Genomic DNA, 19,527 nt, shown 5'->3' with positions numbered 1-19,527 from the left:
GGGCGGCGGTTCGGCGCGATTAGCGTCGGTCGAAGCTGTTGACGTGGACCTCGACCAGGTCCACGAACTCCGGCAGCTCGAGCAGGAACTCGGGGTCGCGCCCCAGCGGCGCCACGCGCAGCGGATCGCCGCGCTTGTCGTGCATGGCGTGCATGTCCTCGACCGAGCGCCAGAACGACACGGTGCGGAACTCGGCCACGTTGCCGCGCAGGCGCCGGAAGTACTGCACGCCGAGGCAGTCGGGCTTGCGCGCGATCTCGCGGATGCCGTGCTCCAGGCTGTAGTGCAGGTAGTCGTCGGCGCGCGCGATCGGCGTGCGGCCTTCCCAGATGCGCCCGATCAGCGGGGTCTCGAGCAGCTTGCATTCGACGGTCATGGGTTCTCCTTTCGTGTCATCGATCGGAAACCCTGGACCGGACGCGCGGCGCCCCGCGTAGGAAGGAGGCGACGGCGCGTGCCGGGCGAGGCTCAGGCTTCGAAGCCGGCCTGCAGCAGCCCGGCGAGCGTGGCCACCAGCGCCTCGCGCTGCGGCGCGGGCCGCCACAGCGCGCGCACCGCCTGCAGCGCGCCGGCCGTGCCCTGGCCGCTCTCCCATTCGGGATGGCTGCGCGCCGGCTGCGCGGCACGCAGCGCGGCGGCGATGGCCTCGCCGGCCGCCTCGGCGCCGCCGTCCACCGCCTCGATGCGCTGCGTGGCCGCATGGCCGCGGCGCTCGAGCGCGCGCGCGAGCTGCAGCTGCCAGGCCGCGAGCGTGAACAGCACGCCGTCCTCCACCGTGAGCTCGTGCACGTCGCGCAGCTTGTTCGCGAGCTTGCGGCCCAGCGGCCCCCAGCCCTGCGAGACCGCGCTGCCGATGGCGCCGCCCAGCGCCACGCCGGCGCCGAGCGAGAGGCCGGCCACCGCGAGATCGGCCACCGCGCCGACCGCGGCGCCGATGGCCGCGCCCTTGCCCAGGCGCAGGCCGGCGTCCTTCATCGCCTCGGGATTGAAGAAGTCGAGCGCCCAGCGGCCCTCGATCATCGGCAGCGGCGCCTCGGCCGCATCGCCCTGGCGGAAGCCGTAGAGCGCGAGCAGGTCGTCGGCGCAGCGCTGCGCCTTGTCGAACACGGTCTTGCGCAGCGCGGCGACCAGCGCGTCGCGGCGCGCGGGATCGGCGAACTCGGTGGCCGGCACGCTGCGCCGCAGCGCGGTGGCGTCGACCAGCAGCTCGGCCACGCGCGCGGCGGCCGCGCGGCGCCGCGCCGTGGCCTCGGCCTCGAGCGCATCGGCCACGCCGCGCAGCAGTTCGCGCCGGTCGCGCAGCAGCGTCGCGAGGTCGCCGTAGAGATCGCGCTCGGCGCCCACGAAGGGCGCGGCCGCGTCGAAGCGCACCTGCACGTGCAGGCCGTAGGCCGAGAGCAGTTCCTTCCACGCGGCTTCGCGGCTGGCCGCGTCGCGCACGAAATTGAGCACCGGCAGCACCGGCCGTGCGCAGGCATTGAGCAGCTCGATCTCGTCGCGGAACTTGGGCAGCACCGGTTCGCGCACGTCGATCACGAGGAAGGCGGCATCGATGTCGAGCATCGCGCGCAACACCTTGGCCTCCTGCTCGAAGGCGCCGTGCGCCTCGGGGCCCTGCAGGAAGCGGCGGATGCGCTCGGGCGGCGTGGCCTGGCCCGCGGGATCGATGCGCGCGAGGTGCTCGCGCAACGCCACCGCGTCCTCGAGGCCCGGCGTGTCGTAGAAGCGCACGGCGGGGCGGCCGTCGATCTCGAGGTCGACCGACTCGACATGGCGCGTGGTGCCGGGGCGGTCGGACACCGCGCCGAAATCGATACGCCGCGTGAGCGTGCGCAGCAGCGAGGTCTTGCCGGCATTGGTGTGGCCGACGACGGCGATGCGGATCGGTTCGCTCATGGTGCGACGGTGTCGGTGGCGCCCAGCAACTCGCCGAGCGAGGTGCCCGCGGCCACGCGTTCGAGGCCGGCGTCGCGCAGCCATGCGAGCCAGCGCGCGATCGCCGGGCCGTCGTTGCCGCCCTCGGCGATCAGCCACAGGCGGCATTCGCCGCTGTGCGCGAGCAGGTCGCGCACGAAGCGCTCGGTGCCACGGTCGGGGCTCGCGGCCGCGCGGCAGGCCAGCACCACGCTGCGCGGCCGCGCGAGCGCGAGCCGGTCGAGCAGCGCGCGGCGCTCGGGCGCGCTGCCGTCGATGCGCTCGAGCTGCAGGTCCGCGGGCAGGCCTTCGGGCGGCCAGCCGATGTCGGGCGGCAGTTCGAAGCCGACCAGCACGCGCAGGTCGCGCAGGTCCGCAGGCGCGAGGCCCACGGGCGCCTCGCGTGCGCGGCGGCCCGGATCGGCATCGACGATGGCGCTGGGCGCGAGCGCCGCGAAGCGGGCCGCGAGCTGGCGGTAGTAGGGCGCGTCGAGCGCGGGCTGCAGCGCCTGGCGCCGATGGCGCCACACAGCGGTGCTCCAGAGCAGCAGCACGAGGCGCGGCAGCAGCCCGTAGGTGAGGATGCAGCCCGTGAGCCACAGCGCCCAGGTGCGCTGGCCCGAGGCCGGCGGCGCGGTGGCCAGCACGGTGGCGGCATCGGGCACCGGGAAGCCCAGGCGCGACGGCGCCCAGCCCAGCGCATCGACCGCGCGCACGAAGAAGGCGGGATCGAGGATGGTGGTCTCCCAGCTCAGCGTGTAGCTGCGGAAGGCCAGCGCGAACAGCATCGCCGCGAGCACCACCGCGAAGGACAGCGACCAGATGCCGTGGCTCACGATGCCGAAGGCCCAGGGCAGCAGCTTCGCGCGGCCCAGCAGGCCGGTGGTGGCGCGCACGAGCAGCGGCGCCTGGCCATGCCGGCCGCCGGCCACGCGCGCGGTCAGCGAGAGCCAGATCCAGCCCAGCGAGGCCGCGCTGAACGAGGCCAGCGGCAGCCACAGCCCGAGCAGCCACAGCAGCAGCGTCAGCAGGTGCACGCCGAGCAGGCTCACGAGCGCGACGATCACGTTGATGTGGCGCTCGCCGCCGCCCACCACGTTGCCCGCGAGCCCGAGGCCGGCCATGACGATGAGGGCCACGAGCCCGAGCAGCACCCAGGGCGACCATTGGCGCGCGCGCCGCAGTTCGGCCTGCAATCCGAGTCGTTCGCCGAGCTGGCGCGCGCGTTCGGCGATGCGTGCCGGCGTGTGCGGCGCCTGCGCGGCGATGCGCATGGCCTGCGCGTCGTCGAGCGGGCCGTTCTGCTCGGCCCATCGGATCGCCTCGGTGATCACCGCATCGGAAAAGTCGGGGTTCTCGCGCAGTGCGGTGGTGGTCAACAGCGTCCCTTCGCGAACAGAGGCAGGGCCGGCGGAAAGCCGACGATGAGCCCTCGGCCGAGGGCGGCTCAGCGCGCGGATTATGCCCGGCGCCCCCAAAGCAAAACGGGGCCGCAGCGCGGCCCCGTTCCTCTCTGGCGTGTGGATGGTTCGAGGGGGACTGACGTCTTTCAGCGCAGGCCGAAGAACGAAAGCACGGCCACGACCACGACGACCAGACCGACGATGTAAATGATGGAATTCACCGCGAGCACTCCACGTTGTTGACGATGGTCCCAGCATCACGGCGCAGGGGGTACCCAGGGTGTCGGCGGGGGGCGGCGGGTTCTGTAGGACTTGCAGGGCCGGTCGTGACATACCTTCCGCTGCCCGGGTCGGCCTAAGACTTCGTCTTGCGCGCCGGCTTCGAGGGCGCCTCGGGCCCGAGCGCCTGCTGCAGCAGCCAGCGCATCGCGGCACGCACCTCGGCGGCATCGGCGCCCGCCTCGATCTCGAGCGCGGCGCGGTCGAAGGCGGCCGACAGCAGTTGCGAGAGCGCATCGAGCGAGACCTCGCCGCGGCCCATGCCGGCCTCGGCCAGTCCCTGGCGCAGCGAACGGGCCGCGTTCGCATCGTCCATCGCCATGATCTCCGCCATGCCGAGCACGGCCGGCCCGTCGATCAGCAGCAGCCGGGTGCGGCCCGGCATGGTCATCGCGCGCAGGTAGGCATCGCTGCCGGTCAGCAGCGCCTCGCGCGGCGCCAGCGCCTCGGGCGTGGCGGCCGCGATCTCGGCGGCCACTGCGCGCGACTCCTGCTCGAGCACATGGCGGAACAGGTCGCGCTTGTCGGCGTAGTGGTGGTAGAGCGCGCCGCGCGTGATGCCGGCCGCGGCCACGATGTCGGGCGTGGAGGTCTGGCCATAGCCCTGGTCGACGAAGAGGGCGCGCGCCGCCTCGGTCAGCGCCTGCCGCGTGGTCTCGGTGCGCTCCTTGTTGGTCCGGATGATCCTGGAGGTCATTTACATGCAGACTGTATGTATGTATATTCAATCAAACATACAGACTGTATGTCAGTTTCATCCTTCAGTTCCAGCCCTCCAAGGAGCCCTCATGAAAGTCACGAGCTACTACCCGGTCATCATGACCAACGACGTCGCCGGCACGGCGGACTTCTACCAGCGCCACTTCGGCTTCGCGCCGCTGTTCACGAGCGACTGGTACGTGCACCTGCAACTGGAAGGCGAGCCCTCGGTCAACCTCGCGGTGCTCGACGGCCGGCACGAGACCATTCCCGCCGCGGGCCGCGGCAAGGTGGCGGGCGGGCTGCTGTTGAACTTCGAGGTGGACGATCCCGACGCGGTGCACGACCGCCTGGCCGCGGCCGGCCTGCCGGTGCTGCTGCCGCTGTGCGACGAGGCCTTCGGCCAGCGCCACTTCATCACCAGCGACCCGAACGGGGTGCTGATCGACATCATCAAGCCGATCCCGCCGAGCGGGGAGTTCGTGGCGCAGTACGAGGCGGGGGCGCTGCCGACCTGATCGGTCAGGCCAGGCGGCGGCGAGGCTCAGGCCAGCGCCGCCTCTTCCTCGTCGAGCGCGTCGCCCAGGAAGCCGCCGCTCTGGTGCGCCCACAGCCGTGCATAGAGCCCGCCCTTGGCCATCAGCGTGCGGTGGTCGCCTTCCTCCACCACGCGGCCCTCGTCGAGCACGATCAGCCGGTCCATCGCCGCGATGGTCGACAGCCGGTGCGCGATCGCGATCACGGTCTTGCCTTCCATCAGCGTGTAGAGGCTCTGCTGGATCGCGGCCTCGACCTCCGAGTCGAGCGCGCTGGTGGCCTCGTCGAGCAGCAGGATCGGCGCGTCCTTGAGCATCACGCGCGCGATCGCGATGCGCTGGCGCTGGCCGCCCGAGAGCTTCACGCCGCGCTCGCCCACGTGGGCCTCGTAGCCGTGGCGCCCGCTGGCGTCGCCCAGCGTGCCGATGAAGTCGTGCGCCTCGGCGCGGCGCGCGGCCGCCTCGATCTGCGCCGGCGTCGCGTCGGGACGGCCGTAGGCGATGTTGTCGGCCACCGAGCGGTGCATCAGCGAGGTGTCCTGCGTCACCATGCCGATGTGGCTGCGCAGCGAATCCTGCGTGGCCAGCGCGATGTCCTGGCCGTCGATCAGGATGCGGCCGCTCTCCAGGTCGTGGAAGCGCAGCAGCAGGTTCACCAGCGTCGACTTGCCGGCGCCCGAGCGGCCCACCAGGCCGATCTTTTCGCCGGGCGCCACCGTCAGCGTGAGGTCCTCGATCACGCGCCGGCCGCCGGCCGCGCCGTAGCGGAAGCTCGCATGCTCGAAGCGCACCTCGCCGCGCGGCACCTCGAGCGGCTTGGCGCCAGGCGCATCGAGCACGGCGCGCGGGCGCGACAGCGTCTTCATGCCGTCCTGCACCGTGCCGATGTTCTCGAACAGGCTGGTCATCTCCCACATGATCCAGTGCGACATGCCCTGCAGCCGCAGTGCCATGGCGGTGGCCGCGGCCACCGCGCCCACGCCGACCGCGCCGGTGGACCACAGCCACAGCGCCGTGCCCGCCATGCCGGCGGTCAGGCCCATGCTCAGCGTGTGGTTGACGATCTCGAAGGCGCTCACCAGCCGCATCTGGCCGTAGCCCGTGTGCATGAACTCGCGCATCGCGTCGCGCGCGAAGCCGGCCTCGCGCTGCGTGTGCGAGAACAGCTTCACCGTCGCGATGTTGGTGTAGGCATCGGTCACGCGGCCGGTCATGAGCGCGCGCGCATCGGCCTGCGCCTTGCCGACCGCGCCCAGGCGCGGCACGAAGTAGATCAGCGCGCCGATGTAGAAGGCCAGCCAGATCACGAACGGCCAGATCAGCTGCGCGTCGAGCACGCCCACCAGCACGATCATGGTGGCGACATACACGCCCATCGCCACCAGCACGTCGGCCAGCACGAACACGGTCTCGCGCACCGCGAGCGCGGTCTGCATCACCTTGGCCGTGATGCGGCCCGCGAACTCGTCCTGGTAGAAGGCCATGCTCTGGCCCAGCATCAGGCGGTGGAAGTTCCAGCGCAGCCGCATCGGCAGGTTGATCGCGAGCGTCTGGTGCTTGACGATGGTCTGCAGCGCGACCACCGCGATGCTGGCGACCAGCAGCCCGGCCATCCATGCCAGCGTGGTGCCGCGGTCTTCCCACAGGCGCGAGGGCGCCTGGCCGCCGAGCCAGTCGACCACGCGTCCGAGCAGCGCGAACAGCAGCGCCTCGAAGGTCGACATCACGGCGGTGAGCACCGCCATCGCGAGGATCTTGCCGCGCACGCCCTGCGTGCAGGCCCAGAGGAAGGCGAAGAAGCCTTGCGGCGGAAGCGGAGGTTCGGCGGCGGGGTAGGGGTGTAGAAGTTTTTCGAAGAAACGGAACAAGGACTGACTCTCCCGAAGAGCCGAAGACTGTAGCCGCGAGCGCATGACCTTGCCCTGAAAAGGTGCGTTTCTTCAGCTTCTGCGTGGTTTGCGCGACGAAGTGGCGGGAACGGGCGCGGTCTTTGGTTCGAGCGCCGCGAGCCGCTCGCCGAGGAAGTCGATGAAAGTACGCAGCTTGGGCGCCATGTACTGGCGGCTGGTGTAGACCGCGAACAGCGTCACCGGGTGCGGTTCGTGGTCGGGCAACAGGCGCACCAGCCGGCCCTGCGCGAGGTCGTCCTCGAGCAGCCAGCCCGGCATGAAGGCCACGCCCATGCCCGCGCGCACCGCATGCAGCGTGAGCGTGGTGTCGTCCGAGCGCATGACCGGCGTGAGCCGCAGCGGGAACAGGCGCCCGCCCGGCCCGGTGAGCGCCAGGTGGTCGAGCGCCACGTAGCTCGGCACGATCGCGCCGAGCCGCGCCACCTCGGCCGGCACCGCGGGGCTGCCGCCCATGCGCGCGAGGTACTCGGGCGTGCCCGCGAGGAAGAAGGGCACGCGGCACAGCGGCCGCGCGATCAGTGCGGGCGAGGGCTCCTGCGTGGCGCGCAGCGCGAGGTCGTAGCCGTCGGCCGCGAGGTCGACCTTGCGGTTCTCGAGGTGGATGTCGAGCAGCACCTCGGGATAGCGCGCGCGGTAGTCGGCCAGCACCTGCGCGAAGCGCGCGGTGGCGCACCACACGGGCGCGCTGAGCTTGAGCTGGCCGCGCGGCGCCTCGCGGGTCTGGCCGATCGCGGCCTCGGCGGCGTCGAGCAGGTCGAGCGCGCGCCGGCTCTGCTCGTACCAGGCGGTGCCGGCCTCGGTCAGGCTCAGGTGGCGGCTCGAGCGGTGCAAGAGGCGCGCGCCCAGCGACTTCTCGAGCTGCGCCACGTGCTTGCTGGCCATCGGCGCCGACAGCCCGAGCCGTTCGGCGGCGGCCACGAAGCTGCCCGATTCGACGACCTCGCGGAACACGCGCAGGCTGGTCATGCGGTCCATCGATGATTTCCTCTGGAGAAACGATTCGATGAATCGTAGCCTGTCGATTTCCTCGCAGGAAATATCTACAGTCGCTGCAACGCCTTCATTTCAAGAAAGCAACGACATGACCCACGACAACCCGAACCGCCTGCCCACCTACTTCATCTCGCACGGTGGCGGCCCCTGGCCCTGGATGAAGCGCGAGATGGGCGCCACCTACGACCGGCTCGCCGCCGCGCTGGCCGACATGCCGCGCCAGCTCGGCCGCACGCCCAAGGCCATCCTCATGGTGTCGGCCCACTGGGAGGCGCCGGTGTTCACGGTGCAGGGCAATCCGCGCCCGCCGATGATCTACGACTACGGCGGCTTTCCGGCCCACACCTACGAGGTGCGCTACGACGCGCCCGGTTCGCCCGAACTCGCGCAGCGCGTGCAGGCGCTGATCGCCGCGGCCGGGCTGCCGGCGGCCGTCGATCCCGAGCGCGGCTACGACCACGGCATGTTCTCGCCGATGGCCGCGATCTATCCGCAGGCCGAGGTGCCGGTGGTGCAGCTGTCGCTGCGCCGCGGTCTCGATCCGGCCGAGCACATCGCGCTGGGCCGCGCGCTCGCGCCGCTGCGCGACGAGGACGTGCTGATCGTCGGCAGCGGCCTGAGCTATCACAACCTGCGCAACTTCGGGCCGCAGGCGCATGGCGTGTCGAAGGCCTTCGGCGACTGGCTCGACGCCACCTCGGTCGAGGCCGAGCCGGTGGAGCGCGTGCAGCGCCTGCGGGACTGGGCCGCCGCGCCTTCGGCGCGCATGGCGCATCCGCGCGAGGAGCATCTGATTCCGCTGATGGTGGCGGTGGGCGCGGCCGAGCAGGAGGCGGGCGAGCGCGTGTACCACGAGGAGGCCTTCATGGGCGGCCTCGTCGTCTCGAGCTACCGCTTCGGCGGCGCGGGCTTCTTCTAGTCGCCGCGCCGCTCGGCCCCGTCGGCATCGACCAGCCCGACGCGCTGCTGCCGGCCCCAGGTGCCGCGCCCGGTCAGGAAGGTCCACCAGCCCCAGGCCGCGCCCGTGTGGCGCAGCAGCTGGAAGGTGAAGGGCTCGATCAGCGCGGCCGCGAAGGCCTGCAGCATGCCGGCCTCGCCGTCGTGGCCGACCCAGCGCCGGTACAGGTGCACCGACCACAGGTGGAAGACGAGGTCGAGCACGATCTTGGCGGCGATCACGCCGGCCGCGGGCAGCAGCACGCCGAAGTCGCCGCGCACCAGGTACATCACGAGCAGTCCGAAGGCCGCGAGGCCGTACAGCGGCTGCAGGGTGTCGATGGCCTTGACCGGCAGCATCGCGGTGCCGAGCCAGCCGTAGCGGCGGTCGCCCACCATCGCGCGGTACCAGTACTGGGTCTGCAGGAAGCCGCCGAACCAGCGCCGGCGCTGGCGCAGGAAGGCGCCCACGCTGCTGGGCGCGTCGGTGCGCGCCTGCGCGTCGCCGAGCACGCGCACGCGCCAGTCGAGGCCGTGCGCCTGGGCATGGCGGTGCAGCCGGTGAATGAGTTCGTAGTCCTCGACCAGGCAGTCGGTGTCGAAGCCGCCCACCGCGCGCACCGCGTCGCGCCGGAAGCCCGCGAAGGCACCCGAGATCAGCAGCAGGCCGTCGACGCGCATCCAGGCATAGCGCGAGAGGAAGTTGCGGATGTACTCGTAGGTCTGGAACCACTGCAGCAGCCGACCGCCCAGCGTGCGGCTGCACACCGGCGTGATGACGCCGGTGGCCGCCACCAGCGCGGGTTCGTCCGAGAAGGCGCGGCGCACCGCGGCGATGGCATGCGCATCGAGCAGGGTGTCGCCGTCGACGGTGAGCACGGTCTCGGTGTCTATGCACAGCACCGCGACGTTCAGCGCCACCGCCTTGCCGCCGTGCGGCAGCCGCAGCCAGTGCAGATTGGGATGCAGGGTGCTCGCGGCGCTGAGCTGCCCCGGCTCGGGCGCCTCGAGCCCGTAGCGCGTGGTCAGCAGCTCGGCCGTGCCGTCGGTCGAGCCGTCGTCGGCGATCACGATGCGGTCGGGCGCATCGGTCTGGCCCAGCAGCGCGGTCAGCGTCACGGGCAGCACCGCGGCCTCGTCGTGCGCGGCGACGATCACGCCCAGCGTGGCGCGGTGCGGTGCCACGGCGGGATGCGGCAGCGGCGCCGAGGCCAGCGCGATGCCGCGCGGGCGCAGGATCGCGAGCGTCTGCCAGCCCACGAACAGCAGCAGCACCGTGTCGTAGAGCACGTAGGCCACGCCCACCGACCAGGCCTGCACGTTGCCCAGGCGGAAGGCCATGGCGAACAGCAGGCCCCACAGCAGCAGCACGCCGCCATGGATGAGCCAGCTTCGCAGCGGCGTGGCGGGGGGTGAGAGTCGCGGTGACGCGGCGACGAAGGCGGAGCGGAGCAGGTCGTTCAAGACAGGGGCGCCAGGGCGATGGGAAGGTGTACGCACGGAACGGGCCGGCGGTTTCGAATGTCCGAGGCCGAAGGCCGGACAATCGCGCGCCTGACAGGCTGAGTCGGACTCCCGCCGAAAATTCCCGCATGCCCCCTCACCATCGCTACACACGCACCGCCATCGCGCTGCACTGGATCATCGCACTGCTGATGATCGTCAACATCGCGCTGATCCTCTCGGTCGACCGCTTTCCCGACGACTGGGTGCGCCCGGCCATCGACACCCACAAGTCGATCGGCATCACCGTGCTGGGGCTGGTGATCCTGCGCATCCTGTGGCGCGCCACCCACCGGCCGCCGGCCATGCCCGGCAGCTACGGCCGGCTCGAACGCATCGGCGCGCACGCGGCCCATGGCGCGCTGTACCTCGTGATGATCGCGCTGCCGCTCTCGGGCTGGATGCACGACTCGGCCTGGAAGGACGCGGCCACGCATCCGATGCAGCTGTTCGGCCTGTTCGAGTGGCCGCGCATCGGCTGGATCATGGACATCGAGGCCGCCGCCAAGGAGAACCTCCACACCGTGCTGGGCGGCGTGCACACCTGGGCCGGCTATGTGCTCTACGTGCTGTTCGCGCTGCACCTGATCGGTGCGCTCAAGCACCAGTTCCTCGATGGCGAGGCCGAGCTGCAGAGGATGCTGCCATGAGCGCCGTCACCCCGATGCCCGGACTCTCGGCCACGACCGAGGACGAAGCCCGCGCCGTCATCGCGCGCGTCGACGCGCTGTCGACCCATCACGACATCGAGCAGGCCGGTGTGCGCGTCCGCTGGCGCCGCTTCGGCCCCGCCGACGGCGGCGCCCATCCGCCGCTGGTGCTGCTGCATGGCGGCCACGGCAGCTGGATGCACTGGCTGCGCAATGCCGAGGCCCTGTCGGCCGAGCGCGCGCTGTGGCTGCCCGACATGCCGGGCTTCAACGATTCGGGCACGCCGCCCCCGCCGGCGCCCGACGAGCATCCGCTCGCGCCGTCGCTCGCGGCGTTGGCCGGCTCGCTCGATGCGCTGATCGGCGCCGGCACGCCGATCGACCTCGGCGGCTTCTCCTTCGGCGGCGTGGTGGCCTCGCAGTTCGCGCTGCACCGGCGCGCGGTGCGCCGCATGCTGCTGGTCGGCAGCGGCGGCCACGGCACGATGCGGCGCATGGCGGTCGAGATGATCAACTGGCGCCTGGCGAAGGACCGCGAGGCGGAGCGTGCCGCGCTGCTGCACAACCTCGGCGCGCTGATGCTGCACGACATGTCGCGCGCCGATCCGCTGGCCTTCGAGATCCACGACATCGCCTGCCACGGCACGCGCTTTCGCAGCAAGGAGGTGTCGCGCCGCGGCGGCCTGCAGGCGGCCCTGGCCGAGATTCCCGGGCCCAAGCTCTTTCTCTGGGGCGAGTTCGACGTGACCGCCGATTCGCGCGCGCTGGTGGCGCGGCTCGTGGCCGAGGGGCCGCAGCGCGAAGGCGCCGTGGTCGACGGCGCGGGGCATTGGGTGCAGTACGAGCGGGCCGAGGAATTCAATCGGCGCGTGGTCGACTTCCTCGACCGCTGAGCGGCGTCAGCCCAGCACCTCGGCCGCGCGCCGCTTCCAGAACGCCGCGTCGGGCACCGGCCCCGCGCCGGCCGCGGCGTTCTCGGCCATGTGCGCCGCGCGGCTGGTGCCGGGGATGGTGCAGGTCACGGCCGGATGGCTCAGCACGAACTTCAGCAGCACCTGGGCCCAGCTCGCGCAGCCGATCTCCGCGGCCCAGCCCGGCAACGCGCGCTCGCGCAGCCGGCGCAGCAGGCCGCCACCGCCGAAGGGCATGTTGACGATCACCGCCACCCCGCGCTCGGCCGCCAGCGGCAGCAGCCGTTCGCCGGCGGCGCGCGCATCGAGCGAGTAGTTGATCTGCAGGAAGTCGAGCGGCTGCGCGCGCAGCACCGCCTCGACCTCGTCGTAGGCCGAGGCCGTGTAGTGCGTGATGCCCAGGTAGCGCACGCGGCCCTGCGTCTTCCATTCGCGCAAGGTCGCGAGCTGGGTGCGCCAGTCGACCAGGTTGTGGATCTGCATCAGGTCCACGCGCTCGGTACGCAGCCGCGCGAAGGACTGCTCCATCTGCGCGATGCCGGCCTCGCGGCCCGAGGTCCAGACCTTGGTCGCGAGGAAGGGGCGCCGAGTGCCGCGAGCCGCCGCCGTGGCGGCCAGCAGCTCGCCGGTGCTCTCCTCGGAGCGGCCGTACATCGGCGAGCTGTCGATCACCGTGCCGCCCGCGGCGAACAGCGCCTCGAGCACGCCCGCGAGGCGCTGGTATTCCTCGCTGCCGGGACGCTGGTCGAAGCCGATCCAGGTGCCGCAACCGATCACGGGCAGCGCTTCCTGGGTGGAGGGGATGGGGCGGGTGTTCATGGTCGGCGGGGGCGTGGACCCGGCCGGCCGCTGCGCGAACGCGCTCAGCGCGGCGCTCGCGGGCAGGGCCGCGGCGAGCCGCAGGAACTGCGCGCGATGCATCGGCGCCGCGAGCGCGGGCCGAGAAGAGGGCGTCGGGCCGGGGGTCTTCATGGGAAGGGTGGAATCGACGATAGCACCCGCGCCTGCATCGCGCAGCGGCTCGCGGGGGCGGGCCGCGGGTTGGCGCCGATGCAACACCTTCGTCCGGTGGATTGCCCGCGGATGTTCCCGAATGTATCGTGCGCGTCCGCAGGTGGAGGGCCTGCCGTCCGGCCGTCGAGCGATCCGCCGGAGCCATCCCGCAAAACCATTCCAACAAGAGAGCCACGACCGTGACCCCGTTTCCCCGACCCATCGTCCGCCTGCTGCGCGGGTTCGTGCTGCTGCTGGCCGCGGCCCTGCTGGCCGCCTGCGTCGCGCCGCCGATCGCGCCCGAGCAGACCCTGACGGGCCATGAAGGCGCCGTGGTGATGAAGCTGATCACCAACAGCCCCGGCGAGAACGACCCGGCCGAAACGCTGTGGACCCTGCATCTCCAACGCGTGCTCGGGCCCGGCGAGAAGCAGACCGGCCAGGACATGGTGGTGCTGCAGCGCACGCGCCGTTCCACCTACACCACGGCCGTCTTCAGCGGCATGGTCGCGCCGGGCCGCTACATCATCAAGCACGCGGCGGGCGGCTCGGGCAACATGAGCTACACCTTCCCCATCGATGCGAAGTTCGGCAGCTTCGACGTGGTGCGCGACGAGGTCACGCTGCTCGGCACCTTGCTGATCCAGCCGCGCGGGGGCTCGCGCTTCGTCGTTGCCTACGTGCGGCCGGAGGAAGAGCTGCAGAAGACCTTCGAGACCCTCTATCCCGCGCTGGCGGCGCAGACGCGCGATCGCCCGCAGCACGGTTTCATCTTCACGCCCGACCTGCATCGCCGCGCCGCGCTGGCGCCGCAGCTCAAGCGGCTCGCTTCCGCCTGGCATGGCCTGGCACAGACCGCCGACGGCGAGTTCATGGCCGGCGCCAAGCTCGGCAAGGTGCTGTGGCGCAAGGGCGGCGAGAGCCGCTGGCGCGAGATCGACGCGAAGACCTGGCGCGAGGTGCTGTCGGTGCGGCCGTACCGCGGCGGCCTGCTGGTGGCCGGCGAGGAAGGCCTGCTGCGCCTGTCGACCGACGAGGGCGATACCTGGAAGGACCTGTTGCCGCCCGACGACGGCCTGATCCAGGTGGCGCAGCCGATGCGCGACGGCAGCCTGGTGGTGGTCTCGCGCAGCGACAGCCTCTGGAGCGTCTACGCGTCGGCCGATCCGGGCGTCGGTTGGCGCAAGCTCGGCGAGTTCTCCGACAGCCGTTCGATCAACATGCCGTGGATGCGCAGCATGGCCTTCGGCACGCCCGACCGGGTGGGCGTGATGATGCCGAACGGCGACCTCCACGCCACCGACGGCCGCACGCTGACGCGCTCGAGCAATGGCCAGTCCACCCTCGACGTGAACGCGCTGCCCGACGGCACCCTGGTGTCGCAGACGGCGATCTTCACCAAGTCCACCATGCTGTCGCCGGACTGGGGGCAGACCTGGAGCGACCTCAACACCAGCCGCTTCGTCGTGACCATCGCGTTCAAGGACCGCCAGACGGCCTATGCGGTGGCGCCGATCGCACCCGGGCTGATGCCCGGTGCGATGGGGCTGATGACCACGCGCGACGGCGGCAAGAGCTGGACCCACACCGGCGGCTCGCCGAGCATCACGGGGCCGCAGGCCGTGCGCCAGATGATGGTGGACCGCTCCGACGGCTCCCTGATCGCCTTCCTGCCCGACAACCTGATCCTGCGTTCCGCGGACGAGGGCAAGAGCTGGAAGATCGTCAAGGACAACTGAAGCGCCGCGCGGTCCTCACTGCGCTTGCGAGACCTTGACCCCCGCGGCCCCACCGGCCGGCCGGTTCATGTACGCCAGCGTGCTGCCCACCAGCGCGCGCACGCCCACGCGCAGCGCCGATTCGTCGATCACGAACTCGGACGAGTGGTTGGGCGCGCCGTTGCGATCGGCGAAGGGCGAGGCATTGAGGTGCCAGAACACGATCGGGATGTTCTTGCCGAAGGAACCGAAGTCCTCCGAGCCCATGCTCGGCTGCGACTCGCGCGCCTTGCCGGGGCCGGCCGCGGTCTCGAGCGCCTGCGTCACGGCCTGCGTGGCGGCCGGATCGCTGACCAGCACCTCGTAGCCGGTGTCGATCGTGACCTCGGCCGTCAGGCCGTGGCTCTCGGCGATCTTCTGCGCCTTGAGCCGGATGGCGTCGTGCGCGGTCTTCTGGTTCTTCTGCGACAGCGAGCGCACGGTGCCGGCGATCTCGGCCGTGTCGGGCAGGATGTTGACGCGGTTGCCGCTCTGCAGCAAGCCCACGGTCACCACGGTCGGGCCGTCGAGCGGATCGATCTGGTGGCTCACGATGTTCTGGAGTGCCAGCGCGATCTCGGCCGCGGCCAGCGTGGGGTCCTTCGCGGTCCAGGGCGAGGAGCCGTGGCCGCCCTTGCCCTTGAGCGCGATCTTGAACACGTCGCCGCTGGCCATCAGGCTGCCGCGCCGGTAGCTGATGGTGCCCGAGGGCGCGCGTGCACTGATGTGCTGGCCCATCACCACGTCGACCTTCGGGTTGTCGAGCACGCCGGCCTTGACCATCGCGGGCGCGCCGCTGGCCACCGGCCCCGGGCCCTGCTCCTCGGCGGGCTGGAACAGGAACACGACCGTGCCCGGCAGCTCGTCGCGCACCTTCGACAGCGCCTGCGCCGCGCCCAGCAGCATCGCCACGTGCGTGTCGTGGCCGCAGGCGTGCGAGACCGGCACGTCGCTGTTGAGCCAGGGCGCCTTCACGGTCGAGCGGAACGGCAGCTCGTTGCGTTCGGCCACCGGCAGCGCGTCCATGTCGGCGCGCAGCGCCACCACCGGACCCGGCTTGCCGCCGCGCAGCACCGCCTTGATGCCGGTCTTGGCGACGCCGGTCTGGACCTCGATGCCGGGCATCTTCGCGAGCGCCGCGGCGATGTAGGCGGCCGTCTGCACCTCCTGGTACGACAGCTCCGGATGCTGGTGCACATGGCGGCGCCATTCGATCACCTGCGCCTCGGAGGCATCCGCGAGCGCCAGCGCGCGTGCCGTCAGCGCATGGCCGGCATCGGGCGCCGGCGCGGTCTGGGCCGAGGCCGCGACGTGGAAGAGGCTGCCGGAGAGCATCAGCAGGGCGAAGCGGGAGCGGAGTTTCATGGGTGGCTGGAGAAGGAGGGATGGAAAGGGAGATGTCGTGGCGGCCGACCATAGCGAAAGCCGGAGCATCGGAAAAGACTCGAAAAACTCCAGGGCGATCAAAATCTCTGATCACCCCATTTCCTCGTCCTCCCATGAACCTGCGCCATCTGAAGATCTTCGAAGCGATCGCCGAGGCCGGCAGCATCCGCGCCGCGGCGCGCGTGGCCGGCCTCACGCAGCCCGCCATGACCTACGCGATGCGCGAGCTCGAGCAGAGCGTGGGCGCGCAGTTGCTGGTGCGCAGCGCCCAGGGCGTGTCGCTCACCGTGATCGGCGAGGCCCTGCTCCAGCGCGCGCGGCTGCTGGCCAACGAGGTGCGCCGCGCCGAGGACGAGATCGCGCAGCTGCGCGACGGTGCCGGCGGCCTGCTGCGCGTCGCCTTCAGCTCGTTCGCGGTCGAGCGGCTGCTGCCCGATGCGCTGCAGGACTTCCGCCGCAAGTGGCCGGGCGTCGCGCTCGAGCTGCAGGAGCTCAGCGGCGCCGACGTGAAGGGCCTCTGGAGCCGCGGAGATTTCGACTTCGCGATCCTCGGCGAACTCGAGCCCGATGCCGGCGACGGCGTGCATCGCGAGACGCTGCTCGAGTTTCCGCTCGCGGTGGTGGCCGGCGCGAAGCATCCGCTGGCGCGCGTGCGTTCGATGGCGAAGCTGCACGAGGCCATGTGGGTGGTGCCCTGGTACGGCGTCGAGCTGCTGCGCCGCCACTTCGCCGCGGCCGGCCTGCCGCCGCCGCGCGACATCGTGATCTGCCATTCGTGGCAGCTCGGCATCACGCTGGTGAAGAAATCCGGCGCGCTGACCCTGGCCGCGGCCTCGCTGTTCAAGCATGCCGTGGCGGCGCGCGGGCTGGTCGCGCTGCAGGTCGCGGACAGGCTGCCCCAGGTGCGGGTGTCGCTGCTGATGCGCGATCCCGCGGCGCTCACGCCGGCGGCGCGGGCGTTCTCGCAGTCGTTGAAGGCGGTGGCGGACGGGGTGTCGGCGGCCGGGCGGTAGCCGGCCGGCTCATTCCGCGCGAAGACACGCGGCGGTGCCTGTGCTCCAATCCCATTCCACCCTCGCCATCCCGCCGCATCCGCCATGGGCTTGCCGCTCCCGCTCGTCCGCCTGTCCTCGCTCGACCTCGTGCGCGGCTTCGTCGCGGTGGGGCGGCGCATGAGCATCTCGCTGGCGGCGCAGGACCTGTGCGTGACGCAGTCGGCGGTCAGCAAGCAGGTGCATGCGCTCGAGGCGCAGCTCGGCGTGAAGCTGCTGGTGCGCGGCCATCGCTCGATCTCGTTCACGCCCGAGGGCGAGCGGCTGTTCCGCAGCGCCGATGCGGTGGTGCAACAGCTGCAGGAGGTGATGGGCGAGATCGGCCGCACCGGCGCGCAGCGGCCGGTGACGCTGAGCGCGAGCATCGGCGTCACGGGGCTGTGGCTGCTGCCGCGGCTCAGCCGGGTGCAGGACATCCATCCGGGCGTGGACGTGCGGGTCTCGGCCAACAACCGCGTGGCCGACCTGCGCAACGAAGGCATCGACCTCGCGATCCGCTACACCACGCCCGCGCTGGCGCCGGCGGGCGCGGTGCGGCTGTTCGGCGAAACGGTGGCGCCGGTGGCGCATCCCTCGCTGGCGCTGCCGCCGCTGGCCGCGGCCGAGGCGATCGCGGCGCTGAACCTGCTCGAGTTCGACGATGCGCAGCGGCCCTGGCTGCAGTGGCGCGACTGGCTGGCCGCGGCCGGCTGGGCCGACGCGAAGCCGCGCGGCATGCTGCGCTTCAACCAGTACGACCAGCTGATCCAGGCCGCGATGGCGGGGCAGGGCGTGGCGCTCGGGCGGCTCGAGCTGATCCAGCCGCTGCTCGACGACCGACGGCTGGTGCGCGTGGAGGCCGCGTTGCCGGCCCAGCCCTCGGGCCATGCCTACTGGCTGATCCAGGCCGAGCCGCAGCCGCGCGAGGAAGTGCGGCACGTGGCCGAGTGGCTGGTGGCGGAAGCGAAGGGCTCCGCGCCGCGCTGAGACCGTGGGGTTCAGGCGCCGGCCTGCGCGCGGGCGAATGCCAGCGCATCGTCGAGCCGGTCGTTGCCCCAGAACATCTCGTCGCCGACGAAGAAGGTGGGCGCGCCGAAGATGCCTTTTTCCATCGCGGTCTCGGTCTGGCGGCGCAGGCGCAGCTTGTTGGCGTCCGACAGCGCCTCGTCGATCACGCGGTGCGCGGGCAGGCCCATGTCGGCAAGCAGCGCGGCCATGGTCTCGGGCGCGTCGATGTCGCGGTCCTCGGCGAAGTTCAGCCGCATCGTGCGGCGGCAGAACTCGCCGATCCACGGCTGGCCGGCGCCGGCCAGCGCGATGCGCAGCGGCAGCACGGCGGCACGCGGGAAGTTGCTGGGCCGTTGCCAGGGCAGGCCGTACTTGCGGCACTGGCGCACCATGTCCTTCCAGACGTAGTCGCCCTTTTCCTTCTGCAGCACGAAGGGCGAGGTCTCCCAGCCCAGCGCGCGGAACACCGGCCCGAGCAGGAAGGGCTGCCAGCGCAGCGCGACGCCATGCGCGGCGGCGGCCTGCTCGATGCGCATCGCGCTGAGATAGCTGTAGTTGCTGCCGAAGTCGAACCAGAAGTCGAGCGTGGGTGCGTTCATGGCCATGGCCTCCCTCACTCGAACACCACCAGGCAGCGCGCCTCGATGCTCTCGCGCAGCGGGGCATCGGCCGGCGCCAGCGGATGGTCGAAGGCCGCGTGCGGCGTGAAGCGCGCGACGCCGCCGAGCTGCGCGTCGTACTGCTTGAACACCAGCGCCTCGTGCCGGTCCATGCGCGAGAAGTACGACCAGCGGTGGGTGGGGGCATGGGTGGCGAGGTAGATCTCGCCGGTGCGCTTCGGATAGCGCACCTCGGCATTCACCAGGTCGCGCGCCATCACCGTGCGCGCATCGCAGACGGCCAGCGGGGTGTCGAGCACCGGCCCGGCGATCGAGCGCCAGATGTTGACGATGCAGTAGCGCCGCACGGCGGCGGCCTCGGCCGCGCTCGCGAGCACCAGCGCGAGCCGGCGCCGGCCCGATTCCTCGGTGTAGTCGTTGTGGATGCGGCCGTTGGCGGCGGCCTTGCCGTCGGTCTTGCCGCGGCCGAAGTTCAGCGCGGTGCGCTCGGGCTCGCGCTGTCGCACCAGGTGATCGAACACGTGGGCGCGCGCGCCGCCGGTGACCGCGAGCGCGAGCGCGGCCAGCTCGGGGTAGTAGACGGCCTGGACCTCGGCGTCGTCGAGGAAGTCGGCGACCGCCGTGGGCGCCTCGCGCAGCTCGAAGCCCTCGCGCTCGATGTGGGTCGCCCGGCCGCGGGCATCGGCGATCGGCATCGCGATCCGCTCGTACTCGCCGCTCTCCCAGGGCAGGCCGGGCGGCGGCGTGAAGGCGTAGCTGTAGGGCCGCAGCGCGGTCGGCCGCAGGTAGTTGAGGCCGGCCTCGACGTCGCCGCTGGCGGGCAGCGGCGCGGCGGCGATGGCCGAGCCGGCGGGTGGGGAATGGGAAAGGGTGGCGTGCATTCCTGGGGCTCCTGGGACATGGCCCGCTGGCGACCGCGGCGGCCCATCCGCCGCGGCCACGAGGACCATTCTTCGTGAAGCCATTGGAGCGGCTTCGGCGCGGGGCTTCAAACGAGA

18 protein-coding genes are annotated in these 19,527 nt (G+C 71.7%); 7 read left to right on the top strand and 11 right to left on the bottom strand.

Features of this window, described 5'->3' with window-relative positions; all coding sequences use genetic code 11:
* Positions 1–19: 19 nt before the first annotated feature.
* From AC07RV_RS20865 to AC07RV_RS20850, 4 genes are all read right to left on the bottom strand, one after another.
* The gene (locus tag AC07RV_RS20865; RefSeq protein WP_296782015.1) at positions 20–376 is read right to left on the bottom strand and encodes a hypothetical protein; all 357 of its coding nucleotides are present in this window, start codon (positions 374–376) and stop codon (positions 20–22) included.
* 92 nt (positions 377–468) lie between these two features.
* Entirely contained in the window at positions 469–1,896 is a 1,428-nt protein-coding gene (locus AC07RV_RS20860; protein ID WP_296782014.1) for a GTPase/DUF3482 domain-containing protein, read from the bottom strand.
* Positions 1,893–3,293 carry a DUF2868 domain-containing protein gene (locus tag AC07RV_RS20855; RefSeq protein ID WP_296782013.1) on the bottom strand — a complete coding sequence of 467 codons (1,401 nt, stop codon included), beginning with the start codon at positions 3,291–3,293 and terminating at the stop codon, positions 1,893–1,895. The genes AC07RV_RS20860 and AC07RV_RS20855 overlap by 4 nt, the downstream gene beginning before the upstream one ends.
* Positions 3,294–3,672: 379 nt before the next feature.
* Positions 3,673–4,293, bottom strand: coding sequence for a TetR/AcrR family transcriptional regulator (locus tag AC07RV_RS20850; protein ID WP_296782012.1), 621 nt, complete (start codon positions 4,291–4,293; stop codon positions 3,673–3,675).
* A 91-nt stretch (positions 4,294–4,384) separates the two neighbouring features.
* On the opposite strand from AC07RV_RS20850, the gene AC07RV_RS20845 reads away from it, so the two are divergent.
* Positions 4,385–4,813: a VOC family protein gene (locus AC07RV_RS20845; RefSeq protein ID WP_296782011.1), complete on the top strand. Its 429-nt coding sequence runs from the start codon at positions 4,385–4,387 to the stop codon at positions 4,811–4,813.
* Positions 4,814–4,839: 26 nt separating this feature from the next.
* Here the strand turns inward: AC07RV_RS20845 and AC07RV_RS20840 are convergent, their stop codons facing one another.
* On the bottom strand, positions 4,840–6,699 hold the full coding sequence (locus AC07RV_RS20840) for an ABC transporter ATP-binding protein (protein ID WP_093344647.1): 1,860 nt from the start codon (positions 6,697–6,699) through the stop codon (positions 4,840–4,842).
* Between the two features lie 72 nt (positions 6,700–6,771).
* The gene (locus AC07RV_RS20835; RefSeq protein ID WP_208509112.1) at positions 6,772–7,716 is read right to left on the bottom strand and encodes a LysR family transcriptional regulator; all 945 of its coding nucleotides are present in this window, start codon (positions 7,714–7,716) and stop codon (positions 6,772–6,774) included.
* 106 nt (positions 7,717–7,822) lie between these two features.
* On the opposite strand from AC07RV_RS20835, the gene AC07RV_RS20830 reads away from it, so the two are divergent.
* Positions 7,823–8,653 (top strand): DODA-type extradiol aromatic ring-opening family dioxygenase, encoded by an 831-nt coding sequence (locus AC07RV_RS20830; RefSeq protein WP_296782010.1) that lies wholly within the window; start codon positions 7,823–7,825, stop codon positions 8,651–8,653.
* Here the strand turns inward: AC07RV_RS20830 and AC07RV_RS20825 are convergent.
* On the bottom strand, positions 8,650–10,134 hold the full coding sequence (locus AC07RV_RS20825; protein ID WP_296782009.1) for a glycosyltransferase family 2 protein: 1,485 nt from the start codon (positions 10,132–10,134) through the stop codon (positions 8,650–8,652). The two genes, AC07RV_RS20830 and AC07RV_RS20825, sit on opposite strands and share 4 nt — an antisense overlap.
* Positions 10,135–10,262: 128 nt before the next feature.
* On the opposite strand from AC07RV_RS20825, the gene AC07RV_RS20820 reads away from it, so the two are divergent.
* Positions 10,263–10,823, top strand: a complete 561-nt coding sequence (locus AC07RV_RS20820; RefSeq protein ID WP_093344637.1) for a cytochrome b — start codon at positions 10,263–10,265, stop codon at positions 10,821–10,823.
* Positions 10,820–11,716: an alpha/beta fold hydrolase gene (locus AC07RV_RS20815; RefSeq protein WP_296782008.1), complete on the top strand. Its 897-nt coding sequence runs from the start codon at positions 10,820–10,822 to the stop codon at positions 11,714–11,716. Before AC07RV_RS20820 ends, AC07RV_RS20815 begins: the two co-directional genes overlap by 4 nt.
* 6 nt (positions 11,717–11,722) lie before the next feature.
* On the opposite strand, the gene AC07RV_RS20810 is transcribed toward AC07RV_RS20815, so the two are convergent.
* Positions 11,723–12,655 carry an aldo/keto reductase gene (locus tag AC07RV_RS20810; RefSeq protein ID WP_296782148.1) on the bottom strand — a complete coding sequence of 311 codons (933 nt, stop codon included), beginning with the start codon at positions 12,653–12,655 and terminating at the stop codon, positions 11,723–11,725.
* Positions 12,656–12,927: 272 nt separating this feature from the next.
* On the opposite strand from AC07RV_RS20810, the gene AC07RV_RS20805 reads away from it, so the two are divergent.
* Positions 12,928–14,466: a WD40/YVTN/BNR-like repeat-containing protein gene (locus AC07RV_RS20805; RefSeq protein ID WP_296782007.1), complete on the top strand. Its 1,539-nt coding sequence runs from the start codon at positions 12,928–12,930 to the stop codon at positions 14,464–14,466.
* A gap of 15 nt (positions 14,467–14,481) precedes the next feature.
* Here the strand turns inward: AC07RV_RS20805 and AC07RV_RS20800 are convergent, their stop codons facing one another.
* The gene (locus AC07RV_RS20800; protein ID WP_281077442.1) at positions 14,482–15,849 is read right to left on the bottom strand and encodes a M20 metallopeptidase family protein; all 1,368 of its coding nucleotides are present in this window, start codon (positions 15,847–15,849) and stop codon (positions 14,482–14,484) included.
* 134 nt (positions 15,850–15,983) lie between these two features.
* Here AC07RV_RS20800 and AC07RV_RS20795 point away from each other — a divergent pair, with 134 nt between their 5' ends.
* Together AC07RV_RS20795 and AC07RV_RS20790 are read left to right on the top strand one after the other, a co-directional pair.
* Complete coding sequence (locus tag AC07RV_RS20795; protein ID WP_296782006.1) at positions 15,984–16,883, top strand: LysR family transcriptional regulator; 900 nt, start codon at positions 15,984–15,986, stop codon at positions 16,881–16,883.
* 90 nt (positions 16,884–16,973) lie between these two features.
* Positions 16,974–17,888, top strand: a complete 915-nt coding sequence (locus AC07RV_RS20790; protein WP_296782147.1) for a LysR substrate-binding domain-containing protein — start codon at positions 16,974–16,976, stop codon at positions 17,886–17,888.
* An 11-nt stretch (positions 17,889–17,899) separates the two neighbouring features.
* Here the strand turns inward: AC07RV_RS20790 and AC07RV_RS20785 are convergent, their stop codons facing one another.
* Both AC07RV_RS20785 and AC07RV_RS20780 read right to left on the bottom strand, forming a co-directional pair.
* The gene (locus AC07RV_RS20785; RefSeq protein ID WP_296782005.1) at positions 17,900–18,508 is read right to left on the bottom strand and encodes a 2-hydroxychromene-2-carboxylate isomerase; all 609 of its coding nucleotides are present in this window, start codon (positions 18,506–18,508) and stop codon (positions 17,900–17,902) included.
* A gap of 14 nt (positions 18,509–18,522) precedes the next feature.
* On the bottom strand, positions 18,523–19,410 hold the full coding sequence (locus AC07RV_RS20780) for a CmcJ/NvfI family oxidoreductase (RefSeq protein ID WP_296782004.1): 888 nt from the start codon (positions 19,408–19,410) through the stop codon (positions 18,523–18,525).
* Positions 19,411–19,527: the final 117 nt, after the last annotated feature.

It is taken from the genome of Variovorax sp. GW821-FHT09B01 (genome assembly GCF_059418345.1).
This window is presented reverse-complemented; position numbering and strand designations above follow the sequence as displayed.